This is a genomic window from Variovorax sp. P1_H2 (assembly GCF_056405295.1).
In genome coordinates, this window is sequence record NZ_JBFUCJ010000071.1 from 1 (window position 1) to 14,736 (window position 14,736).

Sequence of the window (14,736 nt, forward strand, 5' to 3'; positions counted from 1 at the left end):
AGCGACCACACGCAGTGGGGGAGCGTGGGGGCCAGGCCGGCGCCGGGCCGCCCCAAGGCGGCCTGCGGCCCCCTCGGGGGGCAGCGACCACACGAAGTGAGGGAGCGTGGGGGCCAATCAGCTCCGCGCGATGATCCCGCAGGCGATCCGCGGGCCCGAATTGCCGGCCGGCTGGGTCGTGAAGTCGTCGCGATCGCGGTGCACCACCAGCGCTCGGCCGATCACGTTGTTGGCGGCGCCCTCGGTCATCGAGATGTTGTGCACGTCGACGCTGAAGCGCGCCACGCCGGCGGCATCGGCCACCAGGCTCGGCAGCTCGCCCGCATGGCTGCCCGGGGCGGCGAACTTGCCATGCGTGCCGCCGGCCGGGTTGAAGTGGCCGCCCGAGGCGTTGCCGTTGTCGCCGCAATCGCCCTTTTCGTGGATGTGGAAACCGTGCTCGGTGCCCGGCGCGAAGCCGCGCACCTCGCCCTTGACCCGCACGCCGTGCTCCAGCGCCGTGAAGCTCACCTTGCCCACGGTCGGATTCGGCGAGATCGCGCCGGTCGGCGCCAGCTCGGCGATGGCGCCGGCCTTGGGGCCCAGGGTGCCGCAGGCGGCGAGCAGGCTGGCCACGGCAACGGCGAGGGCAGGGGCGATGAGGCGAGGGCGCATGTTCGGGTTACTCCTTGATGTCATGGGTTGAGGCTGACCCGCAAGGGTATACCTGAGCGAGCCGCTCGCCGCTGTGGGTCTGGGCCGACAGGCGGGAGTCGGCCAGCTTCACCAGCCGCGCCAGCGCCGCGTCGTGGATCGCGTGCCGCCGCAGTTCCAGCAGGGTCTGCTGGGCGTAGTCGAGCGAACTGCCGTAGCGGCCGACCGCATTGGCGAAGATGTGGGCATAGCGTTCGTCGCTCAGTTCACCGGTGAAGTTCGGGCTGCGCCGCGACAGCGTGAAGGCCAGCGCCCGAACGGTCGAATGCGGCGTCGCGCATTCGAGCCAGCGCGGGTCGTAGACGCCGGTGGGCATCTCGCGCAGCCAGAGGCGGCCGAGCGTCTCCAGCCCGTCGGCGGCCGGCACCCTGAAGACCATGCCACGGCAGCTGCCGCCCGACAGCAGCCCGAAGACCAGCCCCGGGTTCTCGACCGTGCCGCGGTTGATCCGGCTCCACATCTTGAGCGCCCGGTGCCAGCCGTGGACCCGGGCCGGATGCCGTTCGACGAAGCCGAAGTCGGGCCGCCAGATCAGCGAACCGTAGCCGAACAGCCAGAGATCCTCGTGGCCGCCCCATTCGTCGATCACGCGCTCCAGCATCGGCTGCGGGTCGCGCAGGGGCGTCGGCAGGGGGTCCGGGCCAGGCGGCCCGGGGTCGCCGCCCGGGGCCCGGGAGGCGACACCTACAATTTCGCGGTCATGGTTCACCGCACCATTATTTACCGACCCCTCAACTACGGAGACCCGCCCATGTCCGCCACCAGCCATGACGAGAGCCAGCAGAACTTCATCCTCGCTTTCGTGCTCGGCCTGATCGCCCTGGTGATCCTGTTCGTGATCGCGATGGTGCTGTACGCCCGCAGCCACGCACCGGGCCCGGCGGCGGCGACGGCGCCGGTGGCCGCGGCCGCGCCGGCGACCACCCTGGCGGTGGTCACCGAGACCGTGACGGTGGTGATTCCCGACGGTGCCAGCATCCGGGTCGTCGGCGGGGTCGTGAACTTCTATTTCGCCACCGCCAGCGCCGACCTGGCGCCGGGCGCCGCCGAGGCCCTGGCGGCGGTGATCAAGGGCGTGGAGAGCGGCCGCAAGGCGGTGATCTCGGGCTTCCACGACACCACCGGCGATCCGGCGATCAACGAGGCGCTGGCCAAGAAGCGCGCCGAGATGGTGCGCGACGTGCTGACCGGCCTGGGCGTGCCGGCCGACAAGGTCGAGCTGCAGAAGCCGGCCGTGACCGCCGGCACCGGCAACAACGCCGAGGCCCGCAGGGTCGAAGTCAAGCTGCTCGACTGAAGCCGCAGCGTAAGAGGGTGTTCTTCATCTCGGAAAAAGCCCGGGTGTGTCCCGGCTTTTTCATGCGGGCTTGTTACCATGCGCTTCCGAGCCGCCCACGCTGGCTCACCGGCAGAGCGACAAAGCCCCATGACCACTCATTCCACCGTCCGCGCTGTCACCGAGCGCATCCGCGCGCGCAGCCTGAGCCTGCGCAGCGCCTACCTGCAAGACCTGGCCGAGACCCGCGGCCGAGACCGCGGTTCCGACCGCATGGGCTGCGCCAACGTGGCGCACGCGGTGGCCGGCATCCCGGCCAACGACAAGTTCAGGGTGGTGAGCGAGCGCGCGCCCAACATCGGCATCGTCACCGCCTACAACGACATGCTGTCGGCCCACGCTCCGTACCAGGGCTACCCCGACATCGTCAAGCACGAGGCCCGCCGGCTCGGCGCCACCGCCCAGGTGGCGGGCGGCGTGCCGGCGATGTGCGACGGCGTCACCCAGGGCACGCCGGGCATGGAGCTGAGCCTGTTCAGCCGCGACGTGATCGCGATGGGGACCGCGGTGGCGCTCACCCATGACATGTTCGATGCCGCGCTGCTGCTCGGTGTCTGCGACAAGATCGTGCCCGGCCTGTTGATCGGCGCGCTGCATTTCGGCCACCTGCCGACCGTCTTCGTGCCGGCCGGCCCGATGCCCTCGGGCCTCTCGAACACCGCCAAGTCCAAGGTCCGCGAGCAGGCGGCGCAGGGCCTGGTCGGCCGCCAGGGCCTGCTCGACGCCGAGATGCAGGCCTACCACGCGCAGGGCACCTGCACCTTCTACGGCACGGCCAACAGCAACCAGATGCTGCTCGAGGCGATGGGCCTGCATGTGCCGGGCTCGGCCTTCATCCAGCCCGGCGACAACCTGCGCGAGGCGCTCACGCGCGAGGCGGTTCGCACCGTGCTGGGCCGGGCGTCCGACAGCGCCTTCGCGGTGCCGCCGATCGGCGAATTGGTCGACGAGCGCGTGATCGTCAACGCCATGGCGGCGCTGCTCGCCACCGGCGGCTCGACCAACCACCTGATCCACTGGGTGGCGGTGGCGCGGGCCGCCGGAATCCTGATCGACTGGAACGATTTCGCCGAACTCTCGGAGGTGGTGCCGCTGCTGACGCGGGTCTATCCCAACGGGGTCGCCGACGTCAACGGCTTCCAGGCCGCCGGCGGCCCGGGCTTCGTGATCGGCGAACTGCTCGATGCCGGCCTGATGCATACCGACGTGCTCAGCGTGCGGGCCGGCGGCATCCGCGAGTTCGCCGGCATCCCGGTGCTGGCCGGCGCACCCACGGACGAACGACCGCTCAAGTGGGAGCCCGCCGCGCCCTCGAAGGACGACACGGTCGCGCGCCCGGTCTCGGCGCCCTTCAGCGCCACTGGCGGACTCAAGCTGCTGCAGGGCAACCTGGGCCGCAGCGTGATCAAGATCTCCTCGGTGCCGGCCGACCGCCACGTGATCGAGGCGCCGGCGCGGGTCTTCGATTCGCAGGCCGCGCTGCAGCAGGCCTTCACGGCGGGGGAACTGGAGCGCGACGTGGTCTGCGTGGTGCGCTGGCAGGGCCCGAAGGCCAACGGCATGCCCGAGCTGCACAAGCTCACGCCGCCGCTGTCGGTGCTGCAGGGCAAGGGCTTCCGGGTGGCGCTGGTGACCGACGGCCGCATGAGCGGCGCCTCGGGCAAGGTGCCGGCCGCGATCCACGTCTCGCCCGAGGCCGCCGCCGGCGGGCCGCTGGCCAAGGTGCGCGACGGCGACCTGATCCGGCTCGACGGCGTGGCCGGCACGCTCGCCGTGCTGCTGCCAGCGGACGAATGGGCGGCCCGCGAAACCGCGACCATGCCCGACGAAGCGCGTGCCGCCAATGGCCGCGGCCTCGGCCGCGACCTGTTCGCCGGCATGCGGCGCAATGCATTGACTGCTGAAGAAGGAGCCTGCTCATGGCTGTGAACGATTCGATTTCCGCGCTCGACGTGATGCGCGACGCTCCGGTGATCCCGGTGATCGTGCTGCACGACGTCAAGGACGCGGTGCCGCTGGCGCGCGCGCTGGTGGCCGGCGGCATCCGCATGCTCGAAGTGACGCTGCGCACCCGCGAGGCGCTCGAGTGCATCGAGCTGATCTCCAAGGAAGTGCCCGAGGCCGTGGCCGGTGCGGGCACCATCCGCAGCGCCGCCGACGCCCAGGCCTCGGCGCTGGCCGGTGCCCGCTTCGGCGTCAGTCCGGGCTACACGCGGGCGGTCGGCAAGGCCTGCCACGACCTCGGCCTGCCGCTGCTGCCCGGCGTCGCCACCGGCAGCGAGATCATGCTGGCCCAGGAAGACGGCCTGACCGAACTCAAGTTCTTCCCGGCCGTGCAGGCCGGCGGCCTGGCGATGCTGAAGGCCTGGCAAGGGCCCTTCGGAGACGTCAAGTTCTGCCCCACCGGCGGCATCCATGCCGGCAATGCGCACGAGTTCCTCGCGCTCTCCAACGTGGCCTGCGTCGGCGGCTCGTGGATCGTGCCGACCGATGCCATCGCGGCCGGCGACTGGGGCCGCATCGAGGCGCTGGCGCGCGAGGCCAGCCAACTGGCGCGCTGAGGGCCCGGGCATGGGAGAGATCCTGGAAGGCAGCGAGCTGAAGGTCATCGCCTTCGACGTCTTCGGCACCGTGGTCGACTGGTATTCGGGCATCGCCGCCGAGGCCGAGCGGCTGCTGCCCGGTGTCGATGGCGGCGCTTTCGCGCTGGCCTGGCGCGCCGGCTACCAGCCCGCGATGAAGGGCGTGATGGAGCGCCTGGCGGCCGGCGAGGGCGGCTTCACGCTGCTCGACGAGCTGCACATGGGCATCCTCGGCGACGTGCTGCGCGAATTCGGCGCGGCCGATCTCGACGCCGACAGGAAGCGCGAGCTCAACAAGGCCTGGCACCGGCTGCCGGCATGGCCCGATGCGGTCGAGGGGCTGGCCCGGCTCAAGCGCAAGTACACGATCTGCACGCTGTCCAACGGCAACATCGGCCTGCTCACCGAGATGGCCAAGCGCGCCGGCCTGCCCTGGGACTGCGTGCTGTCGGCGGAGGTGTTCAAGGCCTACAAGCCCGACCCGCGTACCTACCTCGGTGTCGCGGCGGTGTTCGACGTTACACCGGGCCAGGTGATGCTGGCCGCGGCGCACCACGACGACCTGGCCGCGGCCCGCGCCTGCGGTTTGCGCACCGGCTATATCGAGCGGCCGCGAGAGTTCGGCCCGGCGCGCCCGAAGGATGTCTCGCCGCGGCCCGACAACACGCTGCATGCACGGGACATCGGGGTGCTGGCAGATCTGCTGGGCTGCTGATCTGCCGCTGAACGTGCACATGCAGAAGTTTCTCTGCATGTGTTCGATGCTTCAGCACCGGCTTCCGGAATAAGCCTACTGACGTGTCTGTCTTGTGCACCTAGAGTGTGCATCGACAAGAACGAACGTGAGGGTGGGAGCCGGGCCAATGAAGACACACTTGAGAGCCGTTGCCTCGGCACACTGCTGCGACGGCTGTAGCCGCACTCCCTCGCCGTCTCGCTGCGCACGCTAGGGGCCGCGCATGGCGATTTCGCGACGAGCCTTGTTCGGCAAGCTCGACCTCACCCTGTTCCGCGCCATCGAATCGGCCACGGCATTCGCCAAGCTTCGAGGCAATCCCTATGTCGAGCTGACGCACTGGCTGCATCAGCTCTGGCAGCTCAGCGACAGCGACCTGCACCGGATCTGCCGCCACTATCGGATCGAGCCGCAAGCGGTCGAGCGCGACCTGGCGTCGGCATTGGCCGCGCTGCCCTCCGGGGCTTCATCGCTCAGCGATTTTTCGCATCACATCGGCGCCGCGATCGAACGGGCCTGGGTCCTGTCCAGTCTTGAGTTCGGCGGCCACTGCGTCCGCAGCGCCTGGCTGCTTGCCGCATTGCTGCAAACCCCCGATCTGCGCGGCGTGATGCTGGCCATCTCGCCCGCCTTCAAGAAGATACCGGCCGAGCAGCTCACCGAGTCGCTGGCGTCTCTCATCGCAGGTTCGCCGGAATCGAACGAGGGGCCTCACGATGGTTCGGGGCTGGCATCTGCGATGCCCGGCGAAGCCAGTGGCGCCATCGCGCAGGAGGCCGACGGAAGTTCGGCATTGGCCAAGTACTGTGCCGACCTGACGCAGCGCGCACGTGCCGGCGAGATCGATCCCGTGATCGGTCGCGAGCACGAGATCCGCACCATGGTCGACATCCTGCTGCGCAGGCGGCAGAACAACCCCTTGCTCACCGGCGAGGCGGGCGTCGGCAAGACCGCGGTGGTGGAGGGGCTGGCGCTCGCCATCGCGCGCGCCGAAGTGCCCGCAAGCCTGCGCGAGGTTCGTCTGCTGAGCCTCGACGTCGGCGCGCTGCTGGCGGGTGCCAGCATGCGCGGCGAATTCGAGTCTGCAACGAGCAGGTGGCTTCGCACCTGTTCGAACTGCTGCACACCTCGGCGGTCGCCACCTTCACCGGCGCGCCTGGCCAGTTGATGCAGCGCCCGCACGTCGTGACCGAAGACGCACTGGTGCACGAAGGGCTCGAACCCGGGCAAGGTCTGCTGCCGCTGGAGTGGAATACCTTCCACGGCCACAATCTTCTGCACGAGTACTTTGCCTGCCCGGAGCGCTTCTACTTCTTCACGCTGACGCAACTGGCCCCGGGCCTCTCGCGTGTGCAAGGCAAGGAGGCCGAGCTGCTGATCCTGCTGACCCGGCCGCCGGGCGCGCTGGCCGGGCTCGTCGACGCCGGCCAGTTCGCGCTCTTCTGCACGCCGGTGGTGAACCTGTTCGAGCGCCGTACCGACCGCATCGAACTCAACACGGCGGAGCCGGAATTCCACCTGGTGCCCGACCGCTCGCGCCCGCTCGACTTCGAGGTCTACGCGGTCAAGGGCATCGCGGGGCAGCAGGCGCAGACCACGGCCGCGATGGACTTCCGGCCGCTGTACCAGACCCTCAACGAGGACGAGGGCAACTACGGCCGCTACTTCTCGGTGCGCCGCGAGCCGCGCCTGGCGTCCGACACCTCGCGCAAGTACGGCACGCGCACGCCCTATGTCGGCACCGAGGTCTTCATCTCGCTGGTCGACCAGAACGAGGCGCCCTATGCCGACACCATCCGCTATCTCTCGGTCAGGGCACTGCTGACCAACCGCGACCTGCCCTGCCTGGTGCCGCGCAACGGCAAGACCGACCTGGCCGTGGCCGAGTCGATCCCGGTGGTCGGCGTGGGGCTGATCCGTCCGCCGAGCACGCCCAAGTCGCCCTTCGCCCAGCGCGAGATCGCCTGGCGGCTGATCCGCCAGCTTGGCTTCAACCACCTGCCGCTGGCCGACCTGCCGCACCGCGAGGGTGCGCAGGCGCTGCGCGACATGCTGCGGCTGTTCGTCTCGATCGACAACGACGTGCAGCGCCGCCAGATCGAAAGCCTGGTGGGTTCGCGCATCGAACCCGTCACGCGGCGCCTGCCGGGCGCCGGCCCGCTGATCTATGGCCGCGGCGTGCGCTGCGTCCTGAGCGTGGACGAGCAGGGCTTCTCGGGCACCAGTCCCTATCTGTTCGGGCTGGTGCTCGAGCACTACCTGGCGCGGCACGTGAGCATCAACGTCTTCACCCAGACCGTGCTCGAATCGATGCAGCGCGGCACGGTCGCGCGCTGGCCGGTGCGCATGGGCGGGCGAGGGGTGGCATGAGACAAGCGGTCGAGACCAACGCGAAAAACGCCCCGGCCCTGCAGACCACGCTGGAGCGCCTGCGCCAGGCGCCTTGGAAGTTCGGCTTCACGGTGCTGATGCGCCGCTTCGGCGCGCTGCATTCCGAGCTGCCACCCATCGGGCGGGCCAGCCGCCCGCAGCAGGAGCGCTTCAGGCTCGGCCAGACGGCGGCGCTGAGCTTCGCGCCGCGCGAGATCGCCGAGGTGGCGCTGCCGGGCGAGAGCGTGCCGTCGCCGGGGACCGGCAGTGCGCCCGCGCGCACCGGCAACAACCCGGCGCTGCCGATGGTGCGGCTGTACGGGCTCGGGCTGCTGGGGCCCAACGGGCCGCTGCCGCTGCACTACACCGAACTCGTGCGCGACCGCACCGAGAACCACCGCGACAGCACGCTGGCCGACTTTCTCGACCTCTTCCATCACCGCTTTCTCACGCACATGTACCGCGCCTGGGCGCAGAGCCAGGCGGCGGCCGGACTCGACCGTGCCGACGACGAGAGCTTCAGCCGCTACATCGCGCGGCTGACCGGCCACGATCCGCTCGAGATCCGGGATTCGGTGCTGCCCGCGCACGCCCGCCTGGCCGCCTCCACCCACCTGAGCCGCGAAGCGCGCAACCCCGACGGCCTGGCCGCCACGCTGGCGCGCTTCTTCGCGGTGCCGGTGCAACTGCAGGAATTCGTGATGCACTGGATCCGCATCGACGCCGAGGACCAGACCCACCTGGGCGTGCCGCGCAGCTCGAGCGTGATGGGTCTGGGCGCCATCGCCGGCGAGGTGGTGGCCGACCGGCAGAACAAGTTCCGCCTGGTGATCGGGCCCTTGAGCCTCGCGCAGTACCTCCGCTTCACGCCGCAAGGCAAGGACCTGCCGATGCTGGTCGAGTGGGTGCGCGGCTTCATCGGCTTCGAGTTCGTCTGGGAGGTCGAATTGCGCGTGCGCAACGACAGCGCGCCGCCGGCCCGCCTCGAAGACAAGGAGAAGCTCGGCTGGTCGACCTGGCTGGGCGGCTCGGAGGGCGCAGGGCTCGGCGTCGTGCACGGCCGGCCAGGAGTCGGCGGCCCCGACTACGCGGTCGGCATGGTGTTCGAGCCCGAGGAATACATCGGCCTGCGAACCTGCCATGGCCCCTCCAGCATTCAGTGAGCCCACCTCATTCCATTCCAGATCCATGATTCACGCTTCCGATCCCTCGAACCCGCCCGCGGCCACAGTCCCCGACTGGCTGCAGCCGATCAGCAGCAGCCAACCCTGCGGCGCCAGCCTGGAATACGACGCCGAGTACGCCGTGCTGCTGTCGCGCATGACGCCGCGCGGCGAAGCGCAGTACGGCAAGTTCATCGGCACGTCCGATGCGCCCAACTGGGCCGAGATCGAGCGCGACTGCCGTCGCCTGCTGCTGCGGGCCAAGGACATCGGCCTGTTCGTGTGGCTCTGTCGCGCACGCGCGCGCCAGAACCAGGCCGCGGGGCTGGCCCAGGTGCTGGCCATGCTGGAGGCCGCCATCCGCACCTGGCCCGACGCCATTCATCCGCAACGCGTGATCGAGGGCCAGGCCGACCCCGAGGTGCGCGCCAACGCACTGGCCGCGCTGGTCGATCCCGAGGGATTGATGAGCGACGTGCGCGAGATCGTGGTGGCCTCCAGCACCGCCTTGCGCCTGACGGTGCGCGATGTCGAGCGGGCCTTCGCCGTGCCGCGGCCGGCCGACGCGCAGAGCCCGGAGTCGGTGAGCCAGCAGTTGGCGGCGCTGCATGCCGCTGCCTCGGGCGATGCCCGGGCGCCGGTGAAGCTGCTGGCGCAAGCCGCGTTGCATGCGCGCGCGATCGATGCCTGGAGCCTGAGCAATCTGGGTGAGGACGCGCCTTCGCTGCAGCCGCTGGTGCGTTTGCTGGACATGTTTGTTCTACCCGAGGCGGCGGATGCCGACTTGGTGGAGAGCGCTTCGGCGCACGACGACGCGACGCAAGGCGAGGGAAGCCAGCGCGCGGAACCTCACTCGTCGATGGGCCTGGCCACGCTGTTGCGCGCCGGCCGAGGCCACGCGACACGCAATGATGTGCTGGCGCAGATCCGCTCTGCGCGCGAATGGTTCGAAATCCATGAGCCGAGCAGCCCGGTGGCGGTGCTGCTCAGGCAGGCCGAGCGAATGGTGGGCAAGCGCTTCTCCCAGGTGGCCGATTCGATCCCGCTGGACTTGCTGAAGAAGTGGGAGTCGGACGAAGACACGCCGTGGGGAGGAGCGCCCGTATGACGCCGAGCCAAGTCCCTGCATTGATGCTCTTCGGCTGCCTGCTGGCGGGCCTGATGGGGGCTGCAGTGGGTGCGTGGTGGTGCGCGCGCGCGGTTCGCTTGGCGCTTCGCGCTCAGCTCCGACTGGTGCTGCACGAGCTCTCGCCCTTGCCGCAGGGGCAGCCACAGCTGCAGCCCGCGGACTTGCCGGACCACAGCGCGGCGCTCATGCAAGCCGTGCGACAGGCAATCCAGATCGAACTCGAGTTTCAAGAACGGCAACTGGCCGAGCGAGATCGAGCCCGAGTCGAAGAACAGCGGCGCTGGCAGACCGATCACGACGAGCGCCGCGCAACCGAGTTTCGCTCGCTGCTTCACGTGCTGTCGGCACAGTCGGCCATGGGGCCGGTGCCGGGCGTCTCGATCGCAGCGCCGGCACGACATCGAGGACCTTCGAGTGCCGTTGCACCGGCTTCGCCTGCCCCGGCGGCTGCGGTGTCCGCGCGGCCACCCGAGCTGATGCACACGCCGTTGCCGCGACCGCAACCCGCGTACGCGCCTGATGCGCCCGAAGTGGCACTCAGCGACGAAGAGATCGATGCGCTGCCGGCCGAGATTCCGGTGCCGGACCGGCCGCGCAAGCGGATCCTGCCGGCGCCCCCGAAGCGCATGCTGCGCGATCTTTGATCAGCGGTTCTCGCGGTGCTCGACACCGTTCTCGTCCGTCCAGCGACCCGACCAGGTGAACGGATAGAGCTGCTGCTGCCAGAACCTGTCGCAGTCGATCGCGGATTTCGCGAGAGTGTCGCCCGCAGCGATCGAGCCCAGCGGCAGCGCCATTGCCAAGGAGAAGGCGGCCGCCCACCTTGGCGTGTGGGCCGCCGCCGCGCCGTGGGCCTGAGCCCCGGCCCCGGCAGGGCGAGCGGTGAGTCGCGCGACGCGCCTCAGCGCAGCCCGCCGCCCGCCGACCCTTCCGCGCGCTGGATCAATTCGATCTTGTACCCATCCGGATCCGTCACGAAGGCGATCACGGTGGTGCCGCCCTTGACCGGTCCGGCCTCGCGCGTGACGTTGCCGCCGGCCGCCTTGATCTTCTCGCAGGCCGCGTAGGCGTCGGGCACGCCGAGCGCGATGTGGCCGTAGGCGGTGCCCATCTCGTAGCGCTCGGTGCCCCAGTTGTAGGTCAGCTCGATCTCGGCCTGGGACGGATTGCCCTCGTAGCCGACGAAGGCCAGGCTGTACTTGTACTCGGGGTTCTCGGAGGTGCGCAGCAGTTGCATGCCCAGCACCTGGGTGTAGAAATCGATCGAACGCTGCAGGTTGCCGACGCGCAGCATGGTGTGAAGGAGTCGCATATCGTGGTCGTCCGGTTGTTGTGGCGAGATTGTCGCGCCACTGCCGTCCTCTAGGTGTGAAAAGGGGCGCCCCAGCGGGTCAGCCGGCCCTCGCGCATCACACCGATGCGGTCGGCCATGACCCGCGCTTCGGCCTCGTTGTGGGTCACCAGCACCGCGGTCTGGCCGGCCGCCTTGAGGATCTCGCGCACTTCGACCGTCAGGCGCTCGCGGGTGGCGCCATCGAGGTTCGAGAACGGCTCGTCGAGCAGCAGCAGCGCGGGTTCGGGCGCCAGCGCACGGGCCAGCGCGATGCGCTGTTGCTGGCCGCCGGAGAGCTGGTGCGGATGGCGCTCGCCGGCGTCCGGCAGCCCTACCAGCGCGAGCATCGCGGCGACCCGCTGCCGTTGCGCTTCACGCGGCCAGTGGCGCAGCCCGAAGGCCACGTTGCGCGCCGCGTTCAGGTGCGGGAACAGCGCGTACTCCTGGAACATCATGCCGACCCGGCGCCGTTCGGGCGGCAAGTGGACGTCGGGCGAGGACAGAAGCACGTCGCCGAGCCGAATGCGGCCGGCACGCACCGGCTCGAAGCCGGCGATCGCGCGCAGCACCGTGGTCTTGCCGCAGCCCGACGGGCCGAGCAGGCAGCCAATGTCGCCGGCATCCAGCGTCAGCGAGAAGCGGTCGACCACGATGTGCAGTCCGTATTCGCCTTCGTAGCCGAGGCGCAGGTCCTCGATCGAGAGAGCGGCACTCATGTGGCCTCCGAAAAACCGTTGCGTGCCAGCAGCACCACCGGCAGCAGCCCCGCGAGCACGATCGCCAGTGCCGCGATCGCGCCTTCCTCGTAGGTGCCGCGCGCGGCCTCCGCGTAGAGCCAGGTGGCGAGGGTCTCGAAGTTGGCCGGCCGCAGCAGCAGCGTGGCTGGCAGTTCCTTCATGGCGTCGACGAACACCAGCAGCGCGCTGGCGGCGATGGCCGGCCGCAGCAGCGGCAGGTGGACGCGGCGCAGCGTGCCGCCCGGGCTTTCGCCGAGCAGGCGGGCAGCCTGTTCGAGCGCCGGCGGGATGCGTGCCAGGCCGGCTTCGATGCCGCCGACGGGCATCGCCAGGAAACGGATCGCGCAGGCCACCACGAGCACGATGCCGGCGCCCATCAGTGGCAGGCCGGGGTGGCCGATCAGCGCCGCCAGCGCGGCATCGACGGCCAGTGCCGGCGTCAGCAGGCCGATCGCCAGCACTGTCCCCGGCACCGCATAGCCCAGCGTGGCGACCCGGCCCGTCCAGCGCCCGCGGTTGCGCGTCGAGCCCTGGGTCCGCACCGCCCAGGCCACGACCAGGCCGGCCGCGACCGCGACCATGGTCACGCCAGCGGCCACGCTGAGGGTGTTGACCAGGCTCGAGACCAGACCGGCGGAAATACCGTCGCCCAGGCGCAGGCGCTTCGCCGTTTCCCACACCAGGTAGAGCGCCGGCGCGGCGAAGCCGATCAGCACCGGCAGCGCGGCCGCGGTGCTGGCGAGCCAGGCCGCCGCGCCATGCAGCCGGCGCGGCTGGATCGCGCGCATGCGCTGCGCCGAGCCGAAGCGCTGGTGGCGCCGGCCGTGACGTTCAAGCAGCACCAGCGCGATCACCACGAACAGCATGGCGGACGCGATCTGCGCCGCGCCCGCGAGGTCGGAGCGGGTGATCCAGGTGGTATAGACCGCGACCGTGAGCGTCTGGATGCCGAGGAATTCGGAGGCGCCGATGTCGTTGAGCGTTTCGAGCAGCGCCAGGCTCAGGCCGACCGCCAGCGCTGGCCGGGCCAGCGGCAACGCGACGCGGAAGAAGGCGCCCACGCGGCTCTCGCCGAGCGAGCGGGCGGCCTCCATCAGGTGGGCGGGCTGGGTCATGAACATGGCGCGTGCGGTCATGTAGACATAGGGGTAGAGCACGAAACCGAGCACGAAGATGGCGCCGGGCATGGAACGCAGGTCGGGCAGGCGAAACTGGCGCGGGCTCTCGAAGCCCAGCAGCCAGCGGATCGCGCCCTGCACCGGACCGAGCGGGTGCAGCAGGTCGAGGTAGGCGAAGGCCACGATGTAGGTCGGCATCGCCAGCGGCAGCAGCAAGGCCCAGTGCAGCACGCCGCGCCCGGGGAAATCACAGGTGCTCACGAGCCAGGCACAGCCGGTGCCGATCACCAGCACCAGCAGCCCGACGCCGGCCAGCAGCACGGCGGTGTCGAGCGCGGCCCGCGGCAGCACGTGGCGGGCCAAGTGGGCCCAGTGCCCCAGGCCCGATCCGAACGCGAGCCACAGCAGGCTCAGCACCGGCGCCAGCACGCCGAGCGCGATGGCGACCGAAGCGGTCCGCCAGAGGGGGCCGACCGGTCGCAAGCGCTTCACTGGTCGAACGCGACCTTGTCCACCAGCGCGCTGGCCTGCTTGCGGTACTTGGCGAGGTCGGCGATCGGCAGCGGATCGACCTTGAGTTCGCCGATGCTGCTGGCGATGATCGGGTCGAGTGCGACGCCCTTGAGGACCGGGTACTCGTAGTTGGCTTCGGCGTAGAGCACCTGCGCCGGCGGCGACACGAGGAATTCGAGCAGCTTGACCGCGTTGGCTCGCTGCGGCGCGTTCTTCGCCACCGCGGCGCCGCTGATGTTGACGTGCGTGCCGCCGCCCTGGGCGAAGGTCGGCTTGATGACCTTGATCGCGTCACCCCATTTGCGCGCATCGGTGCCTTCCTTGGCGCCCTTCAACTGGCCGACGTAGTAGGAGTTGGCCAGGCCGATGTCGCAGATGCCGCCGAGGATGTCGCGGGCCACGTCGCGGTCGCCGCCGGTGGCCTTGCGCCCCAGGTTGGCCTTGACGCCGCGCAGCCATTGCTCGGCCTTGGCCTCGCCCTCGTGCGCGATCAGCGCCGAGACCAGCGCCACGTTGTAGGGATGCTGGCCCGAGCGGATGCAGACCTTGCCCTTGTACTTGGGATTCGCGAGGTCTTCATAGCGGAACGAGGTCAGCGGCAGGTTCTTGTCGACATACAGCACGCGGGCGCGCAGCGAAAGTCCGAACCACTGGCCGTCGGCGCCCCGCAGGTTGGCGGGAATCGCGGACTCCAGAGCGGCTGATTTCACGGGTTGCGTGACGCCGCCGTCGACCAGGTCGACCAGGTTGCCCACATCGACCGTCATCAGCACGTCGGCCGGCGAGCGGGTGCCCTCCGCCTTGACCCGCTCGAGCAGGCCGTCCTTCACGAAGACGGTGTTGACCTTGATGTCGTTCTGGGCGCTGAAGGCCGCCAGCAGCGGCTGGATCAGACCGGGCTCGCGGGTCGTGTAGAGCGTGACCTCGCCAGCCGCGTGGGCGGGCAGGGCGGCGGCCAGCAGGGCCAGGGCGGTTGCGCCCAGGGCGAGGGCCGTGCGGGCGGGCGCGCCAGTGTGTGCGTTCATG

The 14,736-nt window shown here is 70.1% G+C and carries 14 protein-coding genes and 2 pseudogenes; 9 read left to right on the forward strand and 7 right to left on the reverse strand.

Features of this window, described 5'->3' with window-relative positions; all coding sequences use genetic code 11:
* Positions 1–117: 117 nt before the first annotated feature.
* Both AC1D2E_RS22020 and AC1D2E_RS22025 read right to left on the reverse strand, forming a co-directional pair.
* A complete protein-coding gene (locus tag AC1D2E_RS22020; RefSeq protein ID WP_478199362.1) occupies positions 118–654 on the reverse strand; it encodes a superoxide dismutase family protein in 537 nt (178 codons plus the stop codon).
* Between the two features lie 7 nt (positions 655–661).
* Positions 662–1,294 (reverse strand): gamma-glutamylcyclotransferase, encoded by a 633-nt coding sequence (locus AC1D2E_RS22025; RefSeq protein ID WP_478199396.1) that lies wholly within the window; start codon positions 1,292–1,294, stop codon positions 662–664.
* 150 nt (positions 1,295–1,444) lie between these two features.
* On the opposite strand from AC1D2E_RS22025, the gene AC1D2E_RS22030 reads away from it, so the two are divergent.
* From AC1D2E_RS22030 to AC1D2E_RS22070, 9 genes and pseudogenes are all read left to right on the forward strand, one after another.
* Positions 1,445–1,990 (forward strand): OmpA family protein, encoded by a 546-nt coding sequence (locus AC1D2E_RS22030; protein ID WP_478174410.1) that lies wholly within the window; start codon positions 1,445–1,447, stop codon positions 1,988–1,990.
* Positions 1,991–2,119: 129 nt separating this feature from the next.
* Entirely contained in the window at positions 2,120–3,958 is a 1,839-nt protein-coding gene (gene edd / locus AC1D2E_RS22035) for a phosphogluconate dehydratase (protein ID WP_478199363.1), read from the forward strand.
* On the forward strand, positions 3,949–4,590 hold the full coding sequence (gene eda, locus AC1D2E_RS22040; RefSeq protein ID WP_478199364.1) for a bifunctional 4-hydroxy-2-oxoglutarate aldolase/2-dehydro-3-deoxy-phosphogluconate aldolase: 642 nt from the start codon (positions 3,949–3,951) through the stop codon (positions 4,588–4,590). The genes edd and eda overlap by 10 nt, the downstream gene beginning before the upstream one ends.
* Before the next feature lie 10 nt (positions 4,591–4,600).
* Positions 4,601–5,326 carry a haloacid dehalogenase type II gene (locus tag AC1D2E_RS22045; protein ID WP_478199365.1) on the forward strand — a complete coding sequence of 242 codons (726 nt, stop codon included), beginning with the start codon at positions 4,601–4,603 and terminating at the stop codon, positions 5,324–5,326.
* A 244-nt stretch (positions 5,327–5,570) separates the two neighbouring features.
* Positions 5,571–6,476: pseudogene (locus tag AC1D2E_RS22050) on the forward strand (Clp protease N-terminal domain-containing protein); the annotation flags it as partial.
* Positions 6,434–7,717: pseudogene (gene tssF, locus AC1D2E_RS22055) on the forward strand (type VI secretion system baseplate subunit TssF); the annotation flags it as partial. The pseudogenes AC1D2E_RS22050 and tssF, both read left to right, overlap by 43 nt.
* Complete coding sequence (gene tssG / locus AC1D2E_RS22060; RefSeq protein ID WP_478199366.1) at positions 7,714–8,880, forward strand: type VI secretion system baseplate subunit TssG; 1,167 nt, start codon at positions 7,714–7,716, stop codon at positions 8,878–8,880. The pseudogene tssF and the gene tssG, both read left to right, overlap by 4 nt.
* Before the next feature lie 25 nt (positions 8,881–8,905).
* Entirely contained in the window at positions 8,906–9,988 is a 1,083-nt protein-coding gene (locus AC1D2E_RS22065) for a type VI secretion system protein TssA (protein ID WP_478199367.1), read from the forward strand.
* A complete protein-coding gene (locus tag AC1D2E_RS22070) occupies positions 9,985–10,653 on the forward strand; it encodes a hypothetical protein (protein ID WP_478199368.1) in 669 nt (222 codons plus the stop codon). Before AC1D2E_RS22065 ends, AC1D2E_RS22070 begins: the two co-directional genes overlap by 4 nt.
* On the opposite strand, the gene AC1D2E_RS22075 is transcribed toward AC1D2E_RS22070, so the two are convergent.
* From AC1D2E_RS22075 to AC1D2E_RS22095, 5 genes are all read right to left on the reverse strand, one after another.
* Positions 10,654–10,806 (reverse strand): hypothetical protein, encoded by a 153-nt coding sequence (locus tag AC1D2E_RS22075; protein WP_478199369.1) that lies wholly within the window; start codon positions 10,804–10,806, stop codon positions 10,654–10,656.
* A gap of 104 nt (positions 10,807–10,910) precedes the next feature.
* Positions 10,911–11,321, reverse strand: coding sequence for a lactoylglutathione lyase (gene gloA, locus AC1D2E_RS22080; RefSeq protein ID WP_478199370.1), 411 nt, complete (start codon positions 11,319–11,321; stop codon positions 10,911–10,913).
* Between the two features lie 50 nt (positions 11,322–11,371).
* Positions 11,372–12,058 carry an ABC transporter ATP-binding protein gene (locus AC1D2E_RS22085; RefSeq protein ID WP_478199371.1) on the reverse strand — a complete coding sequence of 229 codons (687 nt, stop codon included), beginning with the start codon at positions 12,056–12,058 and terminating at the stop codon, positions 11,372–11,374.
* Complete coding sequence (locus AC1D2E_RS22090; protein ID WP_478199372.1) at positions 12,055–13,689, reverse strand: ABC transporter permease; 1,635 nt, start codon at positions 13,687–13,689, stop codon at positions 12,055–12,057. The genes AC1D2E_RS22085 and AC1D2E_RS22090 overlap by 4 nt, the downstream gene beginning before the upstream one ends.
* Positions 13,686–14,735 carry an extracellular solute-binding protein gene (locus tag AC1D2E_RS22095; protein ID WP_478199373.1) on the reverse strand — a complete coding sequence of 350 codons (1,050 nt, stop codon included), beginning with the start codon at positions 14,733–14,735 and terminating at the stop codon, positions 13,686–13,688. Before AC1D2E_RS22095 ends, AC1D2E_RS22090 begins: the two co-directional genes overlap by 4 nt.
* Position 14,736 lies beyond the last annotated feature (1 nt).

What these genes read in the sequence shown, in the direction of transcription:
- AC1D2E_RS22020 (WP_478199362.1), bottom strand. Translation starts at nt 654, where the DNA reads ATGCGCCCTCGCCTCATCGCCCCTGCCCTCGCCGTTGCCGTGGCCAGC.
- AC1D2E_RS22025 (WP_478199396.1), bottom strand. Translation starts at nt 1,294, where the DNA reads ATGCTGGAGCGCGTGATCGACGAATGGGGCGGCCACGAGGATCTCTGG.
- AC1D2E_RS22030 (WP_478174410.1), top strand. Translation starts at nt 1,445, where the DNA reads ATGTCCGCCACCAGCCATGACGAGAGCCAGCAGAACTTCATCCTCGCT.
- edd (WP_478199363.1), top strand. Translation starts at nt 2,120, where the DNA reads ATGACCACTCATTCCACCGTCCGCGCTGTCACCGAGCGCATCCGCGCG.
- eda (WP_478199364.1), top strand. Translation starts at nt 3,949, where the DNA reads ATGGCTGTGAACGATTCGATTTCCGCGCTCGACGTGATGCGCGACGCT.
- AC1D2E_RS22045 (WP_478199365.1), top strand. Translation starts at nt 4,601, where the DNA reads ATGGGAGAGATCCTGGAAGGCAGCGAGCTGAAGGTCATCGCCTTCGAC.
- tssG (WP_478199366.1), top strand. Translation starts at nt 7,714, where the DNA reads ATGAGACAAGCGGTCGAGACCAACGCGAAAAACGCCCCGGCCCTGCAG.
- AC1D2E_RS22065 (WP_478199367.1), top strand. Translation starts at nt 8,906, where the DNA reads ATGATTCACGCTTCCGATCCCTCGAACCCGCCCGCGGCCACAGTCCCC.
- AC1D2E_RS22070 (WP_478199368.1), top strand. Translation starts at nt 9,985, where the DNA reads ATGACGCCGAGCCAAGTCCCTGCATTGATGCTCTTCGGCTGCCTGCTG.
- AC1D2E_RS22075 (WP_478199369.1), bottom strand. Translation starts at nt 10,806, where the DNA reads ATGGCGCTGCCGCTGGGCTCGATCGCTGCGGGCGACACTCTCGCGAAA.
- gloA (WP_478199370.1), bottom strand. Translation starts at nt 11,321, where the DNA reads ATGCGACTCCTTCACACCATGCTGCGCGTCGGCAACCTGCAGCGTTCG.
- AC1D2E_RS22085 (WP_478199371.1), bottom strand. Translation starts at nt 12,058, where the DNA reads ATGAGTGCCGCTCTCTCGATCGAGGACCTGCGCCTCGGCTACGAAGGC.
- AC1D2E_RS22095 (WP_478199373.1), bottom strand. Translation starts at nt 14,735, where the DNA reads ATGAACGCACACACTGGCGCGCCCGCCCGCACGGCCCTCGCCCTGGGC.